We start from the raw sequence: 18,739 nt of genomic DNA on the forward strand, positions 1-18,739 counted from the left end.
CCGCCGCGAACACCAACCAGATCCGTCTCGCCAACCACCGGCCGGCAGTCCCCAAGACGCAGTCCGCCTCCGTAGGGGGCGGACTTTGAGCAGGCGATCAGCATGATCGCTGCCCCGGACTTTAGTCCGGGGTGCCCCAATTCAGGGAACAGTCAGCAGTTCTGAGACAGCCTCTGAAGTCCGGGGCGCACCACTTCATGGACGTCCGCTGCTTCCACGCTGCTTCTGAGACAGCCTCTTCAGAAAAGCGTGCCCGAGGGCCGAGGGTGCCCTTGCTGCTCCCAATCACACCACGTCAGGAACATTACTTCGAATCGCTGACAGTTGACACGCGAGTATCGTTTGTCAGACTGAATCGGCATTCATCATGACCCACTTCAAGAGCAACCTCCGCGACCTCCAGTTCAACCTCTTCGAGTACGGGCGCATCCAGAGCGTGCTCGGCACCGGCCCCTTCGCCGAGATGGACGAAGACACCGCCCGCAGCGTGCTGCTGGAGGTGGAGAAGCTCGCGACGGGCGTCATCGCCGACAGCTTCGAGCCGGGCGACCGTGAGCCGCTGAAGCTGGAGGAGGGCGACGTGACTTTGCCGCCCAGCATCCGCGCGGGCATCGACGCGTTCTACGAGGGCGGCTGGCAGGCGCTCGAGCTGCCGCCACACCTCGGTGGCGTTGGCGCGCCTCCCAGCGTGCGCTGGGCCTCGCTGGAGTTGGTGTGTGGCGCCAGCCCCGCCGTCGCGTTCTATCTGTTCGGCACGTTCATCGCGACCATCATCGACCGGCTGGGCACCGAGGCGCAGAAGGAGCGCTACGTGCGCCAGATGCTCGAGAAGCGCTGGGGCGGCACCATGGTGCTGACCGAGCCGGACGCGGGCTCGGACGTGGGCGCGGGCCGCAGCAAGGCCGTGCACGTCGAGGGCGACGTGTGGCAGATCGAGGGCACCAAGCGCTTCATCACCAACGGTGACTTCGACGGGCCGGACAACATCGTGCACCTGGTGCTGGCGCGCCCCGAGGGCGCAGCGGCCGGCACCAAGGGCCTCAGCCTCTTCATCGTGCCCAAGTTCTGGGTGGAGGAGGACGGCACGCTCGGCGCGCGCAACGGTGTGTTCGTGAGCGCCATCGAGAAGAAGATGGGCCTCTCTGCGTCGGCCACCTGCGAGCTGACCATGGGCGACAGCATCCCGTGCCGCGGCCTCTTGGTGGGCGAAGTGCACGACGGCATCCGGCAGATGTTCCGCGTCATCGAGCACGCGCGCATGTTCATCGGGCTCAAGTCCATGTCCACCGCGTCCACCGGTTACCTGAACGCGCTGGCCTACGCCAAGGAGCGCGTGCAGGGCGCCGACATGAAGCAGATGGCGGACAAGAGCGCGCCACGCGTGCGCATCATCGAGCACCCGGACGTGCGCCGCACGCTCATGCTGCAGAAGGCGCACGTGGAGGGCATGCGCGCGCTGACCTACTGGGGCGCGCGCATCCAGGACGACATCGCGGCCATGGCGGCGGACCCCAACCACAGCAAGGCCGAGCTGGACGAGCTGGAGCGGCGCTCCGACCTGCTGCTGCCGCTCATCAAGGGCTACAACTCCGAGAAGGCCTACGAGCTGCTGGCCGTGTCGCTGCAGACCTTCGGCGGGTCGGGCTACTGCAAGGACTACCCCATCGAGCAGTACATCCGCGACCAGAAGATCGACACGCTGTACGAGGGCACCACACACATCCAGGCGCTCGACCTGGTGTTCCGCAAGATCGCCCGCGACGGCGGCGCCACGCTGCGTGGGGTGCTGGGCGACGCGCAGGCGCTCCTGAAGGAAGAGCGCGGCGGGCCGGCGTTCGCCAACGAGCGCGCCCTGCTGGCCGAGGCGCTCGGCACCATGCAGCAGATGCTGATGGCGTGCATGGCCTTCATGAAGGAGTCCATCTACCTCATCGGGTTCAACGCCAACCGCATGCTGGAGTCGCTGGCCGAGGTCATCATCGCGTACCTGCTGCTGGACCAGGCGGTGCTGGCCGCGAAGAGCCGCGAGGGCGCGAGCGAGGCGGACGTGGCGTTCTACAACGGCAAGATCGCGTCGGCGCGCTTCTTCGCCAAGGAGGTTCTACCCGAGCTGAGCGTCCGCCTGCGGCAGCTCAAGGCCACGGACCTGGGGCTGATGGACCTGGACGAGGCCGCCTTCTGAGCTGGCGCTTGGGCCCGAGCCGCGCGGTGCGTCCGTGCCGTGCGGTGAGCCCAGCGCGCGGCGCGGGCCGACAACGGCGAGCCCCAGCGTGAGCGCGTAGAGCGTGAGGGCGGGGCCCGCCTTGAACGTGGGGAGCAGCGCGCACTGCAGTGGGGTCCAGCGTGCCGCCGGGTCCCACACGCGCGGGTCGTGCGCCGTGTCCCACAGCCAGAACGGCGTGGGGGCAGTCATGAGCAGCACGCACACCACCGCGACGCCGGTGACCACGGGGCGCCGCAGTCCGTGCGCCGCGCGCGTCACCAACAGCCCCGCCAGCAGCACGCCGGCGTAGTGGTGCTCCCACACGTGCGCGTACGACACGAAGTGCCCCAGGAGCAGGGCCGCGCCCGCCGTCTCCGTGCCGTGCGGACGCTTGCGCACGCGGAGGACCACCGCGCACGCCAGCGCGAGGGCACCGATGCGCAGCCACCACGCTGCCGCGTCCACCTCCGCGGGGCCGAAGGGCAGGGCCTCGAGCGCGCGCCCCCACTGCGCCGCAGCGTGCAGCGCGCCGTAGTTGCCGGCGTCCGAGGTGGGAGCCAGGTGCGTGGCCCCGAAGTTCAGTTGCAGGAAGGTGCGCCACGCGTCGGGGCGCTGGGCTGCGTCCGCGCCCAACAGCAGCGTGAAGGCGCTGAACACCACGAACGGCTCCGGGCGGCGGCGCAGCAAGGCGGGCACCGCCACCAGCGGGAAGGTCTTCAGGAACGCCCCCGCGGCCAGCGCGAGAGGCGCGACCAGCGGCCGCTCCCACGCCAGCAGCAGCGCGATGAACGCGCACGCCGTGGCCGCGAACGTGAACTGCCCCATCTGAAGTTCCAGCAGGAAGGGCGTGGACAGCAGCAGGGCGCACGCCCCGAACCATTGCAGCCCGCCCGCGGTGTAGCGCCACCACACGCGCAGGCAGGCGAGCAGCAGCAGCTCGAGCAGCGCGCACCACAGCACAAAGGCGGCGCGCGGGCTGAGCATGCTGAGCGCCGCGCCCAGCGAGGAGGCCACCACGGGCGAGTAGCGGTAAGGGAACGCGTAGGGCACGCCCGCGTCGTCGGGGATGCGCCCATACACGTCTTGCCCGGCGCGCGCCGCCGCCCCTGCGCCGTAGAGCGCCATGAAGTCCGCCCCGGGCCCCATGCGGTGCGTCCCGTCGTTGAACAGGAAGCGCAGCGGGGCCTCGGCGGGGGGCGCGCCAAAGGGCTGCCGCACGATGGACCACGCCGCCGCCAGGTGCACGACGCCCAGCACCGCGAGCAGCGCAAGCGCCCACGCGGGCGAGCGGCTCTCGGAGGGCGGCGTGTCGGGGCGTGGGCGCATGGGGCTCGGCTCAGCGGTAGGGCGCCATGTCAGCACCCGACAGCCGTGTCACGCACGTGGCAAACGCCTCGGCGGTCCCCAGCAGCGTGTCGGGGCGCGCCAGCGAGGGCAGGGTGGCGCCCACGCGGCCGCGGTGAACGAAGCCCGTGCCGCGCACGGCCTTGCCCAGGGCGTCGCGCCAGGCGTCCGTGTCCACCCCTTCGGGCAAGGTGGTGCTCAGCTCGCTGCTCACGGGGGTGCCGTCTTCCCAGCGGTGCGTGAGCACCAAGGGCACGCCCCGCATGGACCAGTCCACCAGCGCGAAGTCCCCCGGGCGCAGGCGCGCGCCGTGGGCTCGGCTGAGCGCGCGCCACGCGTCGGCGTCGGCCGCGAAGGCGCTCGGGGGCGCGATGCCTGCGAGCAGCGGCGCGACGACGCTGGCCAGCCGGTGCACCTCGCGCACGAAGCGTACCAGGCTCGCTTCCCGGTAGACGCCGCCGCGACGCAGCACGACCACGCGCTCGTCGTCGAGGCCCGCCTCGTCGAATGCGAACAGCGCGTCACGCAGCGCCGGGGTCAGCAGCGAGGCCGCCTGTTCCGGCTCACGCGCCTTCACGGTGAAGCGGCGGTGAAGCGACCGATCCAGGGCGGCGTGCGGCTTCCCGAAGTCGGTCCACCTGCGCTCCGCCACGCGCAGGTCCAGCCCGAGGGCCGGCCAGCTGAGCTCGGCGGTCACACACGGGCCCGTGTCGTCCGCGCTCACGAGGGAGCTCCGCTGCGTTCGCCGCTTGCGTGCCGCGCCCTCTTCCTCCGCCAGCACCACGGACACCTCGTGGCAGGCGAAGCTGCCCACCCCGTGCTCGGCGTCGTAGCGCAGGTCGCGAAGACCGCTCAGGCGCAGCTTCTGCACCTCGCGGAGGGCCGCCTGCCACACGGTGGCGTGACGCGCGCTGCCGAGCAGCGGCACCACGGACGCTTCCTTGGTGCCCTTCGAGCGCAGCGCCACGGCGGGCACGCGCAGGACGATGTCCGATCCCAGCGCCACCACGGCCCGCGCTTCGATGGCGTGGGTGACGCGGATGTAGGGCGAGCGGAACGTCGGTGCGAGGTCTTTGGGGATGGCCAGCCGAAACGGGATGGACGCACCGTCGGCCGGGGTGCCCTTGTGCAGGACCCACGTGCGATGGTCCACGTCGGTCGTGCCCGTGCTGCTCTTCACCAGCGGCGTCTCCACCGTCACGCACGCCAGCTCCACCCGACGCACGCGCTTGTTGCCCAGCCCCGTGAGGGCGACGGCGCCCGCCAGCTGCCCGCCTATCGCCAGCCGATCGTCTTCGAGCGACAACTCCAGCACGGGGGTGTCATCGCGCTGCTCACCGCGCAGCGTGGTGAACAGCTGCGGCCGAGGGCGGCCAGGACCCTCGGGCGGGGTCTCCACCGGCACGGTGTAAGCTGCCTGGCGGTCTGGCCACCATGGGATGTGCACGCGCACGCCGAGGGTGTAGGAGATGGATGCGAGGCGGCTCTTGTACGCGGGTGGCGCGTCACGTGGGATGTCGAAGGTGACCATTCTCTCCGACGTCCCCGGCGCGAGCACCCCCGCGTCGAAGCGTGCGCGCAGCCGCATCACCTCGCGGCGGTGGTAGTGCGACGTGCGATCGTCGCCGCTGCCGCTGGTATGCTCGTAGCGCGACTCGCGCCCGACGAGCGTGACCTCGATGAGGTCGTACGGTGTCTCGCTCCGGCTGGTGAGCACGACACGCGCGTGCAGGCGCTCCCCCGGGGTGGGTCGCTGGGGGCTCAGGTACACGCTGAGGTCGGGGCGGCTGCGCACGCGCGGAGCATACACGGGCGGGGCCGCGCTCCGTGCCGCGCGTCGTCGCTCACCGGGTCTGAATCGCCGCGACCTCTCCCGCAGTGAGCGCGCGGTCGTAGAGCGCCACCTCGTCGATGATGCCGGCGAACGGATACAGGGTCCCGCCGCCCGAGCCCGTGCCCATGCCGATGCGCAGTGGCCGCGTGTGGGTCGCGTTGTAGTTGCTGGTCATGCGCGCGATCTCCGCGCCGTCCAGGTACAAGACCGCGTCGGTCCCGTCGTAGGTCACGGCGACGTGGTGCCAGACGTCGTCCTGGGTCCCGTCGAAAAGATCGGAGTTCCAGGGGTTGCCCGTGGCGTTGGGGGGATCGGGTGCGAAGTACAGCTCCCACCGGCCCGTCGGCGCCAGGTTCCGCGCGAACACGTTGAAGCCCGACACGGGGTTGTCGTCCCGCCAGGTGTACAGGCTGCCGAAGCCGCTGATGGCAGCCCAGTCCACGCGGGTCCACACAGAGACCGAGAACGTGGGGCTCGCGAGGTCGGCAAAGAACGACACCTCGACGTAGGCGTTCGCGGGGAACCGGCACGCTCCGTCGGCGGTCGCGAAGCGGTCGGCTTCGCTGGTGAGGGTGCCGACGACCGCGCCGTCGTGCGCGCCCCAGGTGTCTTCGGGGCTGCAGCCATCGAGCGCATAGAACGCGATCAGGTCGGGCTGGCCGTCGCCGTCGGGGTCCGTGATCACGTCGTCGATGCCTGGGCCCCCGGCGTCCACCATGGCGTCGGACGCCGCGTCGACAGGGGCGGCATCCGCTCCAGCGTCGCCCACGCCAACGTCGGTGCCGCAGGCCCCGGGACTATCCGAGCACGGCGTCTGGAACGCGATGCGCCCACAGGCCGGGGCGCACAGCGCGAGGAGGACGGTGAGCACTGCCCTCCGGCCAGTCATGCCGTGGGGCTGGCGCGACTGGGGTGCGGCCGTAGCGACGCATGACGCTGCTTCCAAGCCTGCACTGTAGAGCGCTGCCCGCCGCGAGCGCAACGCAGGCGCGTGTGTGATCCCACTTGGGGTGGTTGTTGGCCCTCGATGGTCGCGACGTGCCCGGTGTCTGGGAGCGTGGACGTGACGTACGACGACCTGGACGGCCTCGTGGTGGCGACGTCGCGGGTGAGCGGTCCGTCTACCGCGGGGATGACGCTGACGCGTTCCGCGCTGGAGGGGCACGTGGAGCAAGACGTGCTGGGGTTGGTGCAGACGGAGTACGCTGTGGACGTGAGCGCGACGACGCCCGGCTTTGGCGACTACCAAGGGAGCACGGTGCGTGCGAACGGGGCCGAGGTGTATGCGTCGGCCTACCAGCACGACGGGCTCGGGCGCATCACGGAGTGGGCGGAGACGGTGGAGGGCGTGAGCCGGGTGCAGCGCTTCGAGTACGACGACGCGGGGCGGCTGGTGAGCGTGCGGGACGGGCTGGACGCGCCGGTAGCGGACTACGCGTATGACCTGAACGGGAACCGCACGAACGTGGTGGAGCCGGACCGCGTGCTGGAGCTGGGCGTGAACCTGGGCTGCGCGGACAGCGGGGGCGTGCCGCTGGCGCGTGGCGCGAACGACCGGGACGAGCTGTGCCGGCACGGGGAGTACGACGTCGCCTACGACGCGAACGGGCGGCTCGAGTGCGTCCGCCGGACTCGAGCCCGCCAGCCGAACCTGCGCATGTACCCCAACCTGGACGCGTAGCCGCCCGGCCGCTCAGCGCAGCACGTCGAGGTAGTCCCGCACCACCGGTGCCAGGCCCCGGAACAGGGCCTCGCTCATGAGCGCGTGGCCGATGGACACCTCGCTCAGGCCCGGGAGGGTCTTGAACAGGGGGAGGTTGTGCAGGTCGAGGTCGTGCCCCGCGTTCACCCCGAGGCCCGCTTTGCGCGCGTGCTTGGCGGCGGCGGTGTACATGGCGAAGGAGGCCTGCGCGGCTTCGGGGCCTCGCTCGAAGGCGCGGGCGTAGGGCTCGGTGTAGAGCTCCACGCGGTCGGCGGCGAGGCTGGCGGCGAAGTCCACGGCGGCGGGGGTGGGGTCCACGAAGATGCTGGTGCGCACGCCCAGCTGGCGCATCTCGGCCACGAGGTCGCGCAGGGCCTCGGTGGGGGTGTCGGGGGGCCAGCCCGCCTCGCTGGTGATCTCGCCGGGGCGCACGGGCACCAGGGTGAACTGCGCGGGGCGCAGGGCGCGCACCAGGTCCACCAGGTCGGGGCGCGGGTCGCCCTCCACGTTGAGCTCCACCTGGAACGCGATGGGCGCGAGCTCGTCCGCGATGGCGCGCACGTCGTCCAGGCGGATGTGCCGCTGGTCAGCCCGGGGGTGCACGGTGATGCCCGGGGCGCCCGCGGTCACGCACGCGCGCACGGCGCGCAGCACGTTGGGTTCGTCGCCGCCGCGCGAGTTGCGCAGGGTGGCCACCTTGTTGACGTTCACGCTGAGACGAGCCATCCCGCGTTATACGAGCGCCGTGCAGCGCGCGCCAACGGCGCCACCCACCGAGCCGCCGCAAGCTGCGCCGATGCGCACCGAGTCGCTGCAAGCCGAGCCGATGCGCACCGAGTCGCTGCAAGCCGAGCCAATGCGCACCGAGTCGCTGCAAGCCGAGCCGCGGTGCGCCAAGATCCCGCGCGTCGGGCCGCCGGCCCGTGGGTTCGTCGCAGGCGTACGGGCGCCGTACGTCAGCCGGTACTCGATGCTGGCTTCGGCAGGTGGCTGCTGGTGATGCGCACCGCCACCGTATAGAGGCGCCGTCCGCGCCGCGCGTGATGCGGCAGTGCGTGCGCGTGCCTGCGGTTTGACCATTATGGTCTGCACGTTCAGCCGGTTGCCCTGGATGCTGCTGGCGAGACCTGCGCGCGCCCTCGGCCGTGGTCACCTCGCGCGGCGCGCCGCTGGCGGCGTGCTCACGGTGCGCCCGCCGTTCACGCGCGTCACGATGTTGTCGCCAGGTCCAGCGCCACGCTGAACTCGGGATACGCCCGGTTGGTGTCCCGCAGCTGCGACGCGACGATCTCGCGCATGACCGGGTTGAAGTCCGCGAGGGCCGCGTCGATGGCGCGGTTGATGTTGCTGGCCTCGGCCGTGCCTCCGATGAAGCGCCAGCGGCCGACCACGCCGTCGTTCGTGGGCGCGGGCGCCGTCGCGTCCTGAGCGGCTACACGACCGCTTCCCACGAACGCCAGCGACGGCAGCAGGAGCACGGCCAACAGAGACCAGCGGGCACGATGGCCAGCACCACGGCGGGGAGCACGACGACGAGCGATGAGCACCCCTTCTCTTGCCACACGCCGAGCCGCGTTGGCCAGTCCCCCCTTTGCGTTCATGCTGCCGCCTCATGGACCCCCTGCTCACGCTCCAGCTGGTGCGCCTGGCCAAGCTGCTGTCCGCCTTCGCGTTCGTGGCCGGCGCCGTGGGGGCCACCGTCCCGGGCGACATCGAGCGCCAGCGCATCTTCGCCTACCGCGTGGCCGGCCCGGGCTTCGGCCTCACCTGGTGCTTCGGCATCCTGCTCATGTTCCTGACGGGCCGCTCGCTGTTCACCACCTTCATCCTCGCGGGCTTCGTGCTGTCGTTCATCACCCTGCACGCGGTGCTCTACGCCGCCGGTCGCGAGGAGCGCCGCGCGCGCTGGCCGCTGCTGACGGTGGTCGTCACGGTCACTATTACCGTCGCGTTGATGGTCTTTCGCCCCTGACTTTTCAGAGTATTCTCCCGGCCCATGAACGTCAGCGCCAAGAGCATCATCCTCGAGATCCTCTCCGTGGCCCCGCTCATCCACGGCCCGAGTGTCCCCGTGCGCATCTTGGTGAAGGCGGCCGACGTGTTCGAGGTGGCCGAGAACAGCGTCCGCGTGGCCATCGTCCGACTGCGCGCCGAGGGCCTGGTGGAGTCGGAAGAGCGCGGGCAGTACCAGCTGGGCCAGGCGGCGCTCCCCATTGACGAGCAGGTCTCGCGCTGGCGCCTGCTCGAGGGGCAGGTGCAGCCCTGGGACGGCAGCTGGCTGGCGTGCTTCACGGGGGACCTCTCGCGAACCGACCGCCCCGCGCTGCGGCGTCGTCAGCAGGCGCTCAAGATGGCGGGCTTCAAGCGCCTGCGGCCGGGGCTGCACGTGCGCCCCGCCAACCTCAAGGGGGACCTGGCCTTCATGGGGCCGCGCCTGCGGCAGCTGGGCATGGAAGACAGCGCGGTGGTGTTCCGCATCGCCAACCTCGAGCCGTCCGAGGAGTCGCGCGCCCGCAGCCTGTGGGACAAGAAGGCGCTGCGCGCGGTCTACCGCGACATGAAGGACCAGCTCGAGGCCAGCACCAAGCGCATCGACGAGATGCAGCCCGAGGACGCCGTGCGCGAGGCCTTCCTCCTGGCGCGTGAGGCCATCCGCTGGATCGTGCTCGACCCGCTCTTGCCCGACGAGCTGGTGGCGGCCGACGAGCGGCGCGCGCTGGTGGCCACGCTCTCGGCCTACACGGACCGCGCCCTCGACCTCTGGCGCGACTTCCTCAACTTGGATGAGGAGGCCTGAGCCGGTATGCTCGTCGGTCCCATGAACGAGCAGCACCTCAGCTACGAAGCCCCCGACGCCCTGCGCGTCCACGTCTACAAGTGGTCTCCCGACAGCGACAAGCCCAAGGCGGTGTTGCAGATAGCGCACGGCATGGCCGAGCACGCGGGGCGCTACCGGCGCGTGGCCGAGGCCTTCACGCAGGCCGGCTGGGTGGTGTACGCGCACGACCACCGCGGGCACGGGCGCACCATCCCGGAGAACGGGCGCCCCGGGCACATGGCGGACGATGCCTCGTGGACGCGCGCCGTGGGCGACCTCTACGCCATCAACCGCATGGCCAGCGCCGCGCACCCCGGGCTGCCCATCGTGCTGATGGGCCACTCCATGGGCTCGTTCATGGCGCAGCAGCTGGTGCTGGACCACCCCGAGGCCGTCTCCGCGCTGGTGCTGTCGGGGAGCAACGGCAAGCCACCACCCATCGCCACGCTGGGGCGCCTGTTCACGCGCCTCGAGCGCCTGCGCGTGGGCTACCGCGACGTGAGCCCCATCCTCTCCAAGCTCAGCTTCGAGGACTTCAACAAGGCCTTCGCGCCCAACCGCACCGACGCGGACTGGCTCTCGCGCGACCCGGACGAGGTGGACAAGTACGTGGACGACCCGCTGTGCGGCTTCCCCGTCAGCGTGCAGACCTGGCTGGACATGCTGGACGCGCTGCCGGCGCTGACCGAGCCCAGCCGGCTGGCGCGGCTGCCGAAGGACTTGCCCATCTACCTCTTCTCGGGCAGCGAAGACCCTGTGGGTGACCGCGGGGCCGGCGTGCGGCGCCTGCATGGCTCGTATCGGGCGGCGGGCATGCGCGACACGCGCTGCACCATCTACCCCGGCGCGCGGCACGAGACGCTGAACGAGACCAACCGCGAGCAGGTCATCGGCGACCTCCTCGAGTGGTGCGAGCAGGCGCTCCAGACGGTCACGCACGCCGCCGCGTAGCGTGGCCGCGGGTTCACAGCTTCCCCGCTGACCGGCCGGAATTTCCGGCGTGTCGGGCTTGGTATCGCGTTTGCACTCGGTCGTGCGCCGTGGACGTCGTGGGTGGCGCGGCGGTCCGAGCGTAGGAGTGTGCCGATGTCTGTTGCGAGGTCTCGTTGGTTGTCGCGCGTGGTCGCGTCGTCGTTGGTGGTGGCGTGCGCGCCCTTGCTGCTGGGGGCCGAGGGGGACTGCGGGCCCGCGTTCGCGCGTGACCCGGCGCCCGACATGTCCGGCGCGTGGAACATCGCGTACGACGACAGCTTCACCGTGAAGGTCACCATCGGCGCAGGCGCTGCGCGCCGCGAGTACATGCGCACGGTCTCGGCCACGGGCGGGACGTTCCAGGTGCCGCTCACGCCCGACGGCAGCGACATGCTCACCTTCGACCTCGACTGCACGCGGCCCGAGGTGGTGTGCCCGAGCGAGGTGTGGCCCAGCCGGCCCAGCATCCGGCAGAACCACCCCGAGTACACGCACCGCATCTTCCTGCAGATCCCGCAGCAGACGTGCAGCGGCAACATGGTCTCCCTGTCGGCCGACGAGTGCGGCGGAGGAGCACGCTCAACCCGGACTGCGACATGGGTGCCATGCGACTCGGACGTCACCGTGGTGCGCGAGGCCTCGGACCATCCGCGACGACGAAGCGGGCTTCGACATCCTGCTGGGCGGCGGCGTGGCGACCAGGCATCAACTGCGCCATGCTGGCTTGTCCGTGGCGTCGGGCGAGCTGGTGACCACCACCGGCAGCGCGGCGCGCGAGAACTGGCGCGCCACGGGCATCACCGACGGCACGGTCACCTTCACGGGCTACGCAGGCGGGCGGCTGCCTGTGGGCCGTTCGTGGGCACACGGCCGAGCCGGACGTGCGCGCGCGCCTGCTAACAGTGTTGGGGGCCGCCATCGAGTTCACTACATCGGCTACACCGGCACGCGCTGGCGCTTCTTCGGTTCCGGCGCCGCTTTCGCTGTGGGGCGCGGCTGCTGAGTCATCATCAGGTTCGTGCCCTACGCCGCCGCCACCGAAAGCCGGACATCACGCGAAGCGCTGTCCACCTCGGCGGCTGGGAGGAGCGGCCGAAGGGGACGCATCTGCAAGACCTTCCGCTTCGCCCTCGTTCGTGGAGGCCTTCAGCTTCACGGCAGAGCAGCGGTGGCCATCGTGGCCGAAGCTCGACCACCACCCAGTGGCGCAACGTGTGGGCCACCGCGGAGGTGGAGCTGACCACGCACGACTGCTCGGGGGCTCCAGCCGCGAGGACTTCCGCCTGCTGGCGGCGCGGATGAACGAGCTGGCTGCGGGCCGCGCGCGGGGGTGAGAACGATCCGTGAATACGAAACCAGGGCACCCGACTGAAGAGGGGCTGTCTCAGAACGGCGAGTCGTCCTGGCGGGATGGGGGCACCCGGACGGAAAGTCCGGGGCAGCAATCGGATGGTGATCGCGCATCGAAGTCCGCCGCCCTGTGGAGCGCGGACTGCGTCTCGTGAGGTGCGGCCGGGTGGTTGGCGGACGATGGCGTCTCGCGGAACGGTCCAGGCGGCGCCGCGCGAGAGGTCGGCCGCGCTCGGAGGCGCACTTCGCTGCGCAGCAACCCAGTGGTGGCGGGACCGCCCCAGCTTGGTGGTCATAGCGGTGCGCGAGTCAGTCCACGCTCCGGCGGAGTGGCGCATCGCTGACGGAAGCCCAGCGCTCGGCGGGGTGGGAAGCGTCGTGGTGTTCGCGTTGACGCTGAACGTAGGCAACGACGGGCCCGAGGTCGGCGGGACCGAGGACTCTGGCCAGCAGCCATTTTGCCAAGCAAAGGGATGCCTGCGGGAAACGTCGCCGTTCAGCTCGTACGCAGAGGCGCCTTTGAGTCGCTGCACCAGGTCGCCGAGCGCCACGCTGCTGGCGAGCCGAACGACGACGTGGACGTGGTCCGGTCCGCATCCAACAGCGAGCATGGGACACCGAAGCTCGCGTGCCTTGCGACCAAGATCGTGAAGAGGCGCTCGTCGAGCGACGCGATGGCGGAAGCGCAACAGGCGGCGGCGTGAGGGTGGCCCAGACCCACGTGAACGAGGACAAGAGCGGGAAGAACGTCGTCGGCACACCCGTTGTTCGGCCGGACACCCTGAGACTTTTGCGTTCCAGGCAATGCTCGACCCTTGAGTCACGGTATCACCCCCAGGGCACCCAGACTTTCAAGAGTCTCAGAAGGACGGTGTTCCCGATCTGTGGGCACCCCGGACTGAAGTCCGGGGCAGCATCCTTCCGAGCGCCCGGCTACCGCCGGGCACTCGGAGAAGTCCTCCCCACAAGGGGGAGGACTGTCTTGCTCGGCGCCACCGCAGCTACAAGAGCGCCCCCGTCCCGCCGAACACCCGACACTGGTCCACGAGGCGCAGTCCGCCTCCGCAGGGGGCGGACTTCGAGCGCGCGATCACCTGAGGTTGCTGCCCCGGACTTTCAGTCCGGGGTGCCCCAAGTCCCGACTGCCAGCTGAATTAGGACAGCCTGGCCGGCACTCCATACTGCCCCAAGGCCCGACTGCCAGCTGCATTGAGACAGCCTCGCCGGCAGTCCAAGCCGACCAATCACCACCGCCCAACCGCCAGACCCCAACCGCTATCCCAGTCCACTCCGCCCGCGCTTGAACCACGCGAAGTGCCACGGCCCGCTGACCGCGTGCACCACCGTTCCCACACCCGCGTCGGTGAAGCCCGCTGGAGGGCTCGGCGCGGCACCCGCCAGCTGTGACTCGGCGAGCGGCGCGCCGCGGTAGGTGGACAGCAGCAGCTCGTCCACCCGTGGGCTTTCCGCGTCGTATAGGTGCCGCGTGGTGCTGGGCCCGGCCTCGAACGACACGGTGTGCGCCCCGCGCGCGCGCAGGGTCTCGATCAGCTGCGGCAGCCCACCGTCATGCGCGGCGCCCACCACCTCGGCCGCGGTCTGGGTGCGCAGCGGGGCCACGCCTTCCTCGGGCCCGTACACCAGGGGCCGCGTGTGTCCGTCGTGGAACACCGGGTGATCGAGGGGCAGGTCGGCGCCGCGCGTCATGATCACCAGCCAGGGCGGGGCGGTGTGGCCCAGCTGCTGCCGGAAGGTCGCGAGGGCCGGGCAGGGCGCTCCTGGGGCGCCGGGCGCGTAGGACAGGCCCGGCTCGTCACGCAGGAGCTTGCCCGTGATGACGATGGCCTCGGCCCGCACCCGCACGAGGTTGAGCGCGAAGGTGTCCGCCAGGCACTTGGGGGTGTGCTCGTCGATGCGCAGCGTGCGCCCCGTGTTGCCGTCCACCGCGGTGACGTGCAGCACGCCCGGCCGCCCGCCGTAGCCTGCCCCGAACAGGCTCGCGGCGCGCGCGGCGATGCCCGCCGTGTCGTGTACGTGGGCGAGGTCGAAGAACGCGTCGTCCAGCGCTCCTGCCCGCTCGGCCTGGTCGCGCCCTCTTTCGTCGCCCGCGCTCACGGGTTCGGCTCCTGCTCCACCACGTCGCGCAGCGTGTCGCCCACGCGCAGCGTGCCCGGACCGTCGGGGATGATGTTCATGCCCAAGTAGACCTTGCCGTCCGCGCCGCGGCGGTACTGGGCCAGCGTGCGCAGGGGCTCCGGTCCGCGTGCGCCCGTGTCCGGGTCGAGCGTGGTCAGCACGCAGCGGTCGCAGCGCTTGGGCCCGCGGAAGCGCACGTCGCCCAGCGTGAAGTGCGCCAGGCGGTCTTCCACGTAGGGCGCAGCCTCGATGGTCACGTTCGGGCGGAAGCGACGCATGTCCAGCGGCACCCCGGCGCGCGCGGCGAGGTCATGCACCGACGCGTCTCCCATCAGCAGCAGCGGGTAGGCGTCGGCGTAGCCCACGCGGTCGTCCGCCTGCCCGAAGCGTGGGTTCACCGTGCGCTCTCCACCATCGGGCAGCACCACCAGCTGTGCGTCGGACAGGCCCAGCACCTCGCGGAACAGCTGCGTACCCTCCGCGTGCACCAGGCCCTCGCAGGTGTCGTTCCACACGGTGACGGTCGCGCGCGTGGCGCTCTGGTCCAGCGCGAACGGCACCCACACGCGCCCTTCGGGGGCTTCGGCCCACACTCCGTCGCCTTCCAGACGTGTGCTCACGCGCCCCAGCCTCGCGTGCGTGCGCTGCGAGAGGAACCGCCCCGCGCCGTCCACCACCATGATGCGCCGGTCGTGCTGCAACCCCGCGCGCGTGACCTCGGCCTGCTCGAGGCGCACACCGCCGCACGACTTGATGGGGTACACGAACAGTCCAGTGACGCGCATGGCCCTGGACTACCCTCGCTGGTGCGGCACGTCGAGATCCAACACGGGCCCTAGCGGCACGATGCCCGTGGGGTTGATGGTCTCGTGGCTCTGGTAGTAGTGCCCCTTGATGTGGTCCATGTGCACGGTCTCGCGCACGCCGGGCAGCTGGTACAGCTCGCGCGTGAACTCGCGCAGGTTGGGGTAGTCCACGATGCGCCGCAGGTTGCACTTGAAGTGCCCCACGTAGACGGGGTCGAAGCGCACCAGCGTCGTGAACAGCCGCACGTCCGCCTCGGTCAGCTGGTCTCCCGCGAGGTAGCGCCGCTCGCCCAGCAGCCCCTCCAGCCAGTCGAGGCTGTCGAACAGCTCGCGCACGGCCTCCTCGTAGGCCTCTTGCGTGGTGGCGAAGCCGGCGCGGTACACACCGTTGTTCACCGTGTGATAGACGCGCTCGTTGACGCGGTCGATCTCGTCGCGCAGCGCCTCCGGGTAGAGGTCCGGGCCCTCCGCCACAACCCCCGAGAACGCGCCGTCGAACATGCGGATGATCTCCGAGGACTCGTTGCTGACGACGGTGTCGCGCTCCTTGTCGTACAGCACGGGCACGGTGACGCGCCCCGTGTAGTCGGGCTTGGCGTGGGTGTAGACCTGGTGCAGCACGCGCGCGCCATGGAGCGGGTCGGGCACCACGCCGGGCCCGTCGTCGAAGGTCCAGCCGTGCTCCTGCATGAGCCAGTTCACCACGGACACGCTCACGTGCGGCTCGAGCCCCTTCAGCCGCCGCACGATGAGCGTGCGGTGCGCCCACGGGCAGGCGTGACTCACGTAGAGGTGATAGCGACCGGACGCGGCCGCGAAGCCCCCGTCGCCGGTCGGACCTGGTGTGCCGTCGGGCGTGACCCAGTGGCGGAAGGACGACTCCTTGCGCACGAAGCGGCCGTCGGTGGCTTTGGTGTCGTACCAGGCGTCGTGCCACTGGCCGTCGATCAGGAGTCCCATGCGCTGTCTTTCTTTCGGAGCGAGCGCGCTCCGAGCCGCGGAGCCGCCCCCGAGGGTCGCGCCCCCCGCCCGAGCGTTTCAACTCGCCTTCCCGTCCCGGGGGCTGGTATGGGAGAGGCCATGTGCCGCCTCTCGCTCCATCTCCGCCTGTTGTCCTTCGTCGTCATCGCTGTGCTCGGGGCCGCGCCCGGGTGCGCCGGGAGCTCGTCCGGCACCACCGAGGGTGAGGGGGCCGAGGGTAGCAGCGGTGGCGAGACGGAGGTGGACCCCATCACCGAGCCGCCGCTGGCCGAGACCCTGCAGCTGCCCACCACCACGCTCATCCCAGTGCCCAGCTCGGGCACGCCGCGGCACCAGCTGAGCGCCGAGCTGCAGCAGCTCTGGGCCAAGGTGGAGGAGGCTTCCGCCATGACGCCGCCCGAGTTCGAGGGCGAGGCCACCATGGACGCCGTCACCGCGTGGACCGACGCCGAGTTCAGCCCGTGGGCCCAGGCGCGCATCGACGCGACGCTGGCCATCGTCGACTCGGCGCGGGTGTTCACGCCCAACACCCCCGAGGCTGGCGTGGCCGGTGCCCTCGTGGGCTACAGCCTGGAGGAGTTCGTCATCGCCTTCCGCGGCGCCCCCGTGCCGGTGGAAGTGGCCGCCGACCCCGAGCTGCTCGAGGTGTTCCTGAACAGCCTGACGGAGGCCAGCCAGCCCATCGCGCTGCAGGCCGGCTCGGCCTACGGCGTGTGCGCCCGCACCCTGGCGCCGCTGGGCCCCGAGAGCGTGTGGGTGGAGTGGGCGCAGTACTGCCTGTTCCGGGCCGAAGAGGTCAACGAGGTCTACCGCCTCGACCCGTGAGCGCGCGGGTCAGCGTGGCTCGCCCGTGCGCGAGAAGTCCCGCACGGAGCCGAGCTCGTCGATCACGCAGCCAGTCGGTGAGATGGTCACGTCTGCGACGCGCCAGAGGAGGTCGCTCTGCGACAAGCGTGTGGGGCCGAAGGTGCGCCGCGGTGTCGACGCCGAGCCTCCGCAGTAGATGCGGACGGTCACGCGCCCATCACCGCGGTACGAGTGCACGCCCACTCGGTAGGTCCCCGCGGCCGGCGTCATGATGTTGATGTTCTCGGGGCCGAACCCGTCCACGTCGTCGATGTCGAGGCGGGGATCGTCGGCTTGTCCCGGGGCCGACCACGACAGGCCACCGATGCAGTTGCCGTAGTAGCAGTCGAGGCTGGAGTTCCACGTGCGCGCGTCGGGGTGCAACAGGTGGGTGTCCATGTCGGTGCCGTTCGTGTCCCAGAAGATCTCCACGCGCAGCCCCTCCGTGGCCACGGCGCGCACGAGGGTGGTGCACTCCGCCGAGTGTCCGGAGTCGTCTTGGACGCGCAGGCGCAGCGTGTACTCACCCGCGATGTCCGGCGTGTACACCGTGCGCACGTTGTCCGCTGGGCGCGGCGGACCTGCCGCGGAGCCCGTGGGCGCGCCAATGACCGTCCAGCCGGCCGAGCGGATGACGCCGTCGTCTACCGCGCTGCCGTTGACGGCCGTGGGCGTGAGCGGCGTGGTCTCGATCACCGCGGGACACATGACCGAGGGCGGCGTCTCGGTGCCGATGACGCTCACCTCGCAGCTGTCCGTGAAGCCGTCTTGGTCCTCGGCCGTGAAGCGCAGGCGGTACTCGCCCACGCGGTCGGGGGTGAGCGTGGTGCGCCGCGACGTGGACGGGGTGGGGGAGGCGCTGCTGCTCTGGGGGCGCGTCACCACCTCCCACGTCTCCCGCACGACGGCGCCATCGTCCATCACGACAGCCTCGAGCGCCACAGGTTGGCGCGTCGGTGCGGCGATGGGACCCTCGGGGCAGATGACGGTCGGGCGGTCGGTCACCGTCACGGGCACGAAGCAGTCGTCGGTCGCGCCCTCTTCGTCGTACACGGTCAGACGCAGGAGGTACTCGCCAGCCACGTCGCTCTCGAACTGGGTGACCGGCTCGGTGCGTGGCTGCAGCACCGGCGAGGCGCCGGCGACGGTGCGGACGACGTCCCACTGGTAGCCCACGACCGCGTCATCATCGAAGCCTGCCCCCTCCAAGAGCACGGCCGAGTCCACGGGTGTGCGGAAAGAATCCTCGGGGCAGATCGCGACAGGTGGGCCAACCACCGCCTCCACCGTGATGTCGCACGAAGCTGCCCGGCCGTCCGCGTTGGTCGCCTCGAAACGGACCAAGTGCGTACCGGCTTCCGTCGGCGTGAACAGCGCGCGGGGTCCCGAAGGGGGCTCGAGGGTTGGCATGCCAGGCCCCTCGATGAACGTGAAGGCCGCGTCGATGATGGGGCTTTCCGACTCCGCGGTGGCGACCAGCTCGAGCGTTTGGCGCGGCGCCGTGTACTGAACGCTGCGCCCGCAGTCCACCTCCACCGGTGCGCCAGGGCGAGAGGCATCCGGGGCCTCGGTGGTGATCCCGTCGCGGGCGCCGCAGCCTTGGGACGCGAGCAGGGCGAGCAGCGTCGCGAGGGGCGTGGCCGCGCGACCCCTGCGAGGTGCGTGTCTGGGCTGTGGCGTTCCGTTCATGTCGTGCTCCCTATCCCACGTGTCGCGTCCGACTCGCGTCCCGCGTCGGTGCGCAGGG

18 protein-coding genes are annotated in these 18,739 nt (G+C 70.9%); 8 read left to right on the forward strand and 10 right to left on the reverse strand.

Features of this window, described 5'->3' with window-relative positions:
* Positions 1–367: 367 nt before the first annotated feature.
* Complete coding sequence (locus tag H6726_12205) at positions 368–2,182, forward strand: acyl-CoA dehydrogenase (protein MCB9658402.1); 1,815 nt, start codon at positions 368–370, stop codon at positions 2,180–2,182.
* Here H6726_12205 and H6726_12210 read toward each other — a convergent pair.
* The 3 genes from H6726_12210 to H6726_12220 are packed head-to-tail and all read right to left on the reverse strand — an operon-like array spanning position 2,102 to position 6,252.
* Positions 2,102–3,529: a DUF2029 domain-containing protein gene (locus H6726_12210; GenBank protein MCB9658403.1), complete on the reverse strand. Its 1,428-nt coding sequence runs from the start codon at positions 3,527–3,529 to the stop codon at positions 2,102–2,104. The two genes, H6726_12205 and H6726_12210, sit on opposite strands and share 81 nt — an antisense overlap.
* 10 nt (positions 3,530–3,539) lie before the next feature.
* The gene (locus H6726_12215; GenBank protein ID MCB9658404.1) at positions 3,540–5,342 is read right to left on the reverse strand and encodes a hypothetical protein; all 1,803 of its coding nucleotides are present in this window, start codon (positions 5,340–5,342) and stop codon (positions 3,540–3,542) included.
* 49 nt (positions 5,343–5,391) lie between these two features.
* Positions 5,392–6,252 (reverse strand): LamG domain-containing protein, encoded by an 861-nt coding sequence (locus H6726_12220; GenBank protein MCB9658405.1) that lies wholly within the window; start codon positions 6,250–6,252, stop codon positions 5,392–5,394.
* Between the two features lie 192 nt (positions 6,253–6,444).
* On the opposite strand from H6726_12220, the gene H6726_12225 reads away from it, so the two are divergent.
* On the forward strand, positions 6,445–7,062 hold the full coding sequence (locus tag H6726_12225; GenBank protein ID MCB9658406.1) for an RHS repeat protein: 618 nt from the start codon (positions 6,445–6,447) through the stop codon (positions 7,060–7,062).
* Positions 7,063–7,074: 12 nt separating this feature from the next.
* On the opposite strand, the gene H6726_12230 is transcribed toward H6726_12225, so the two are convergent.
* The gene (locus H6726_12230) at positions 7,075–7,809 is read right to left on the reverse strand and encodes a pyridoxine 5'-phosphate synthase (GenBank protein ID MCB9658407.1); all 735 of its coding nucleotides are present in this window, start codon (positions 7,807–7,809) and stop codon (positions 7,075–7,077) included.
* Between the two features lie 19 nt (positions 7,810–7,828).
* On the opposite strand from H6726_12230, the gene H6726_12235 reads away from it, so the two are divergent.
* Positions 7,829–8,083 (forward strand): hypothetical protein, encoded by a 255-nt coding sequence (locus H6726_12235; GenBank protein ID MCB9658408.1) that lies wholly within the window; start codon positions 7,829–7,831, stop codon positions 8,081–8,083.
* 208 nt (positions 8,084–8,291) lie between these two features.
* Here H6726_12235 and H6726_12240 read toward each other — a convergent pair whose 3' ends face one another.
* The gene (locus tag H6726_12240; protein MCB9658409.1) at positions 8,292–8,567 is read right to left on the reverse strand and encodes a hypothetical protein; all 276 of its coding nucleotides are present in this window, start codon (positions 8,565–8,567) and stop codon (positions 8,292–8,294) included.
* Between the two features lie 128 nt (positions 8,568–8,695).
* Between H6726_12240 and H6726_12245 the strand changes: the two genes are divergently transcribed.
* The 4 genes from H6726_12245 to H6726_12260 all read left to right on the forward strand — a co-directional run bounded on the left by H6726_12245 (position 8,696) and on the right by H6726_12260 (position 11,773).
* Positions 8,696–9,055, forward strand: a complete 360-nt coding sequence (locus H6726_12245) for a hypothetical protein (GenBank protein ID MCB9658410.1) — start codon at positions 8,696–8,698, stop codon at positions 9,053–9,055.
* Between the two features lie 24 nt (positions 9,056–9,079).
* Positions 9,080–9,880 carry a PaaX family transcriptional regulator gene (locus H6726_12250; GenBank protein ID MCB9658411.1) on the forward strand — a complete coding sequence of 267 codons (801 nt, stop codon included), beginning with the start codon at positions 9,080–9,082 and terminating at the stop codon, positions 9,878–9,880.
* Between the two features lie 21 nt (positions 9,881–9,901).
* A complete protein-coding gene (locus H6726_12255; GenBank protein ID MCB9658412.1) occupies positions 9,902–10,852 on the forward strand; it encodes a lysophospholipase in 951 nt (316 codons plus the stop codon).
* A gap of 135 nt (positions 10,853–10,987) precedes the next feature.
* Entirely contained in the window at positions 10,988–11,773 is a 786-nt protein-coding gene (locus H6726_12260; GenBank protein ID MCB9658413.1) for a hypothetical protein, read from the forward strand.
* A 110-nt stretch (positions 11,774–11,883) separates the two neighbouring features.
* Here the strand turns inward: H6726_12260 and H6726_12265 are convergent, their stop codons facing one another.
* The 4 genes from H6726_12265 to H6726_12280 form a co-directional block, all read right to left on the reverse strand.
* Positions 11,884–12,912 (reverse strand): transposase, encoded by a 1,029-nt coding sequence (locus H6726_12265; protein ID MCB9658414.1) that lies wholly within the window; start codon positions 12,910–12,912, stop codon positions 11,884–11,886.
* A 586-nt stretch (positions 12,913–13,498) separates the two neighbouring features.
* Positions 13,499–14,338 carry a hypothetical protein gene (locus H6726_12270; protein ID MCB9658415.1) on the reverse strand — a complete coding sequence of 280 codons (840 nt, stop codon included), beginning with the start codon at positions 14,336–14,338 and terminating at the stop codon, positions 13,499–13,501.
* A complete protein-coding gene (locus H6726_12275; protein ID MCB9658416.1) occupies positions 14,335–15,144 on the reverse strand; it encodes an MOSC domain-containing protein in 810 nt (269 codons plus the stop codon). The genes H6726_12270 and H6726_12275 overlap by 4 nt, the downstream gene beginning before the upstream one ends.
* Before the next feature lie 9 nt (positions 15,145–15,153).
* Positions 15,154–16,125, reverse strand: coding sequence for a glutathione S-transferase family protein (locus H6726_12280; protein MCB9658417.1), 972 nt, complete (start codon positions 16,123–16,125; stop codon positions 15,154–15,156).
* A 120-nt stretch (positions 16,126–16,245) separates the two neighbouring features.
* Between H6726_12280 and H6726_12285 the strand changes: the two genes are divergently transcribed.
* Positions 16,246–16,971, forward strand: a complete 726-nt coding sequence (locus tag H6726_12285; protein MCB9658418.1) for a hypothetical protein — start codon at positions 16,246–16,248, stop codon at positions 16,969–16,971.
* Between the two features lie 9 nt (positions 16,972–16,980).
* Here H6726_12285 and H6726_12290 read toward each other — a convergent pair whose 3' ends face one another.
* Positions 16,981–18,681, reverse strand: coding sequence for a PKD domain-containing protein (locus H6726_12290; protein ID MCB9658419.1), 1,701 nt, complete (start codon positions 18,679–18,681; stop codon positions 16,981–16,983).
* Positions 18,682–18,739: the final 58 nt, after the last annotated feature.

Source organism: Sandaracinaceae bacterium (assembly GCA_020633055.1).
Taxonomy (GTDB): Bacteria; Myxococcota_A; Polyangia; order Polyangiales; family Houyiibacteriaceae; genus JADJJE01.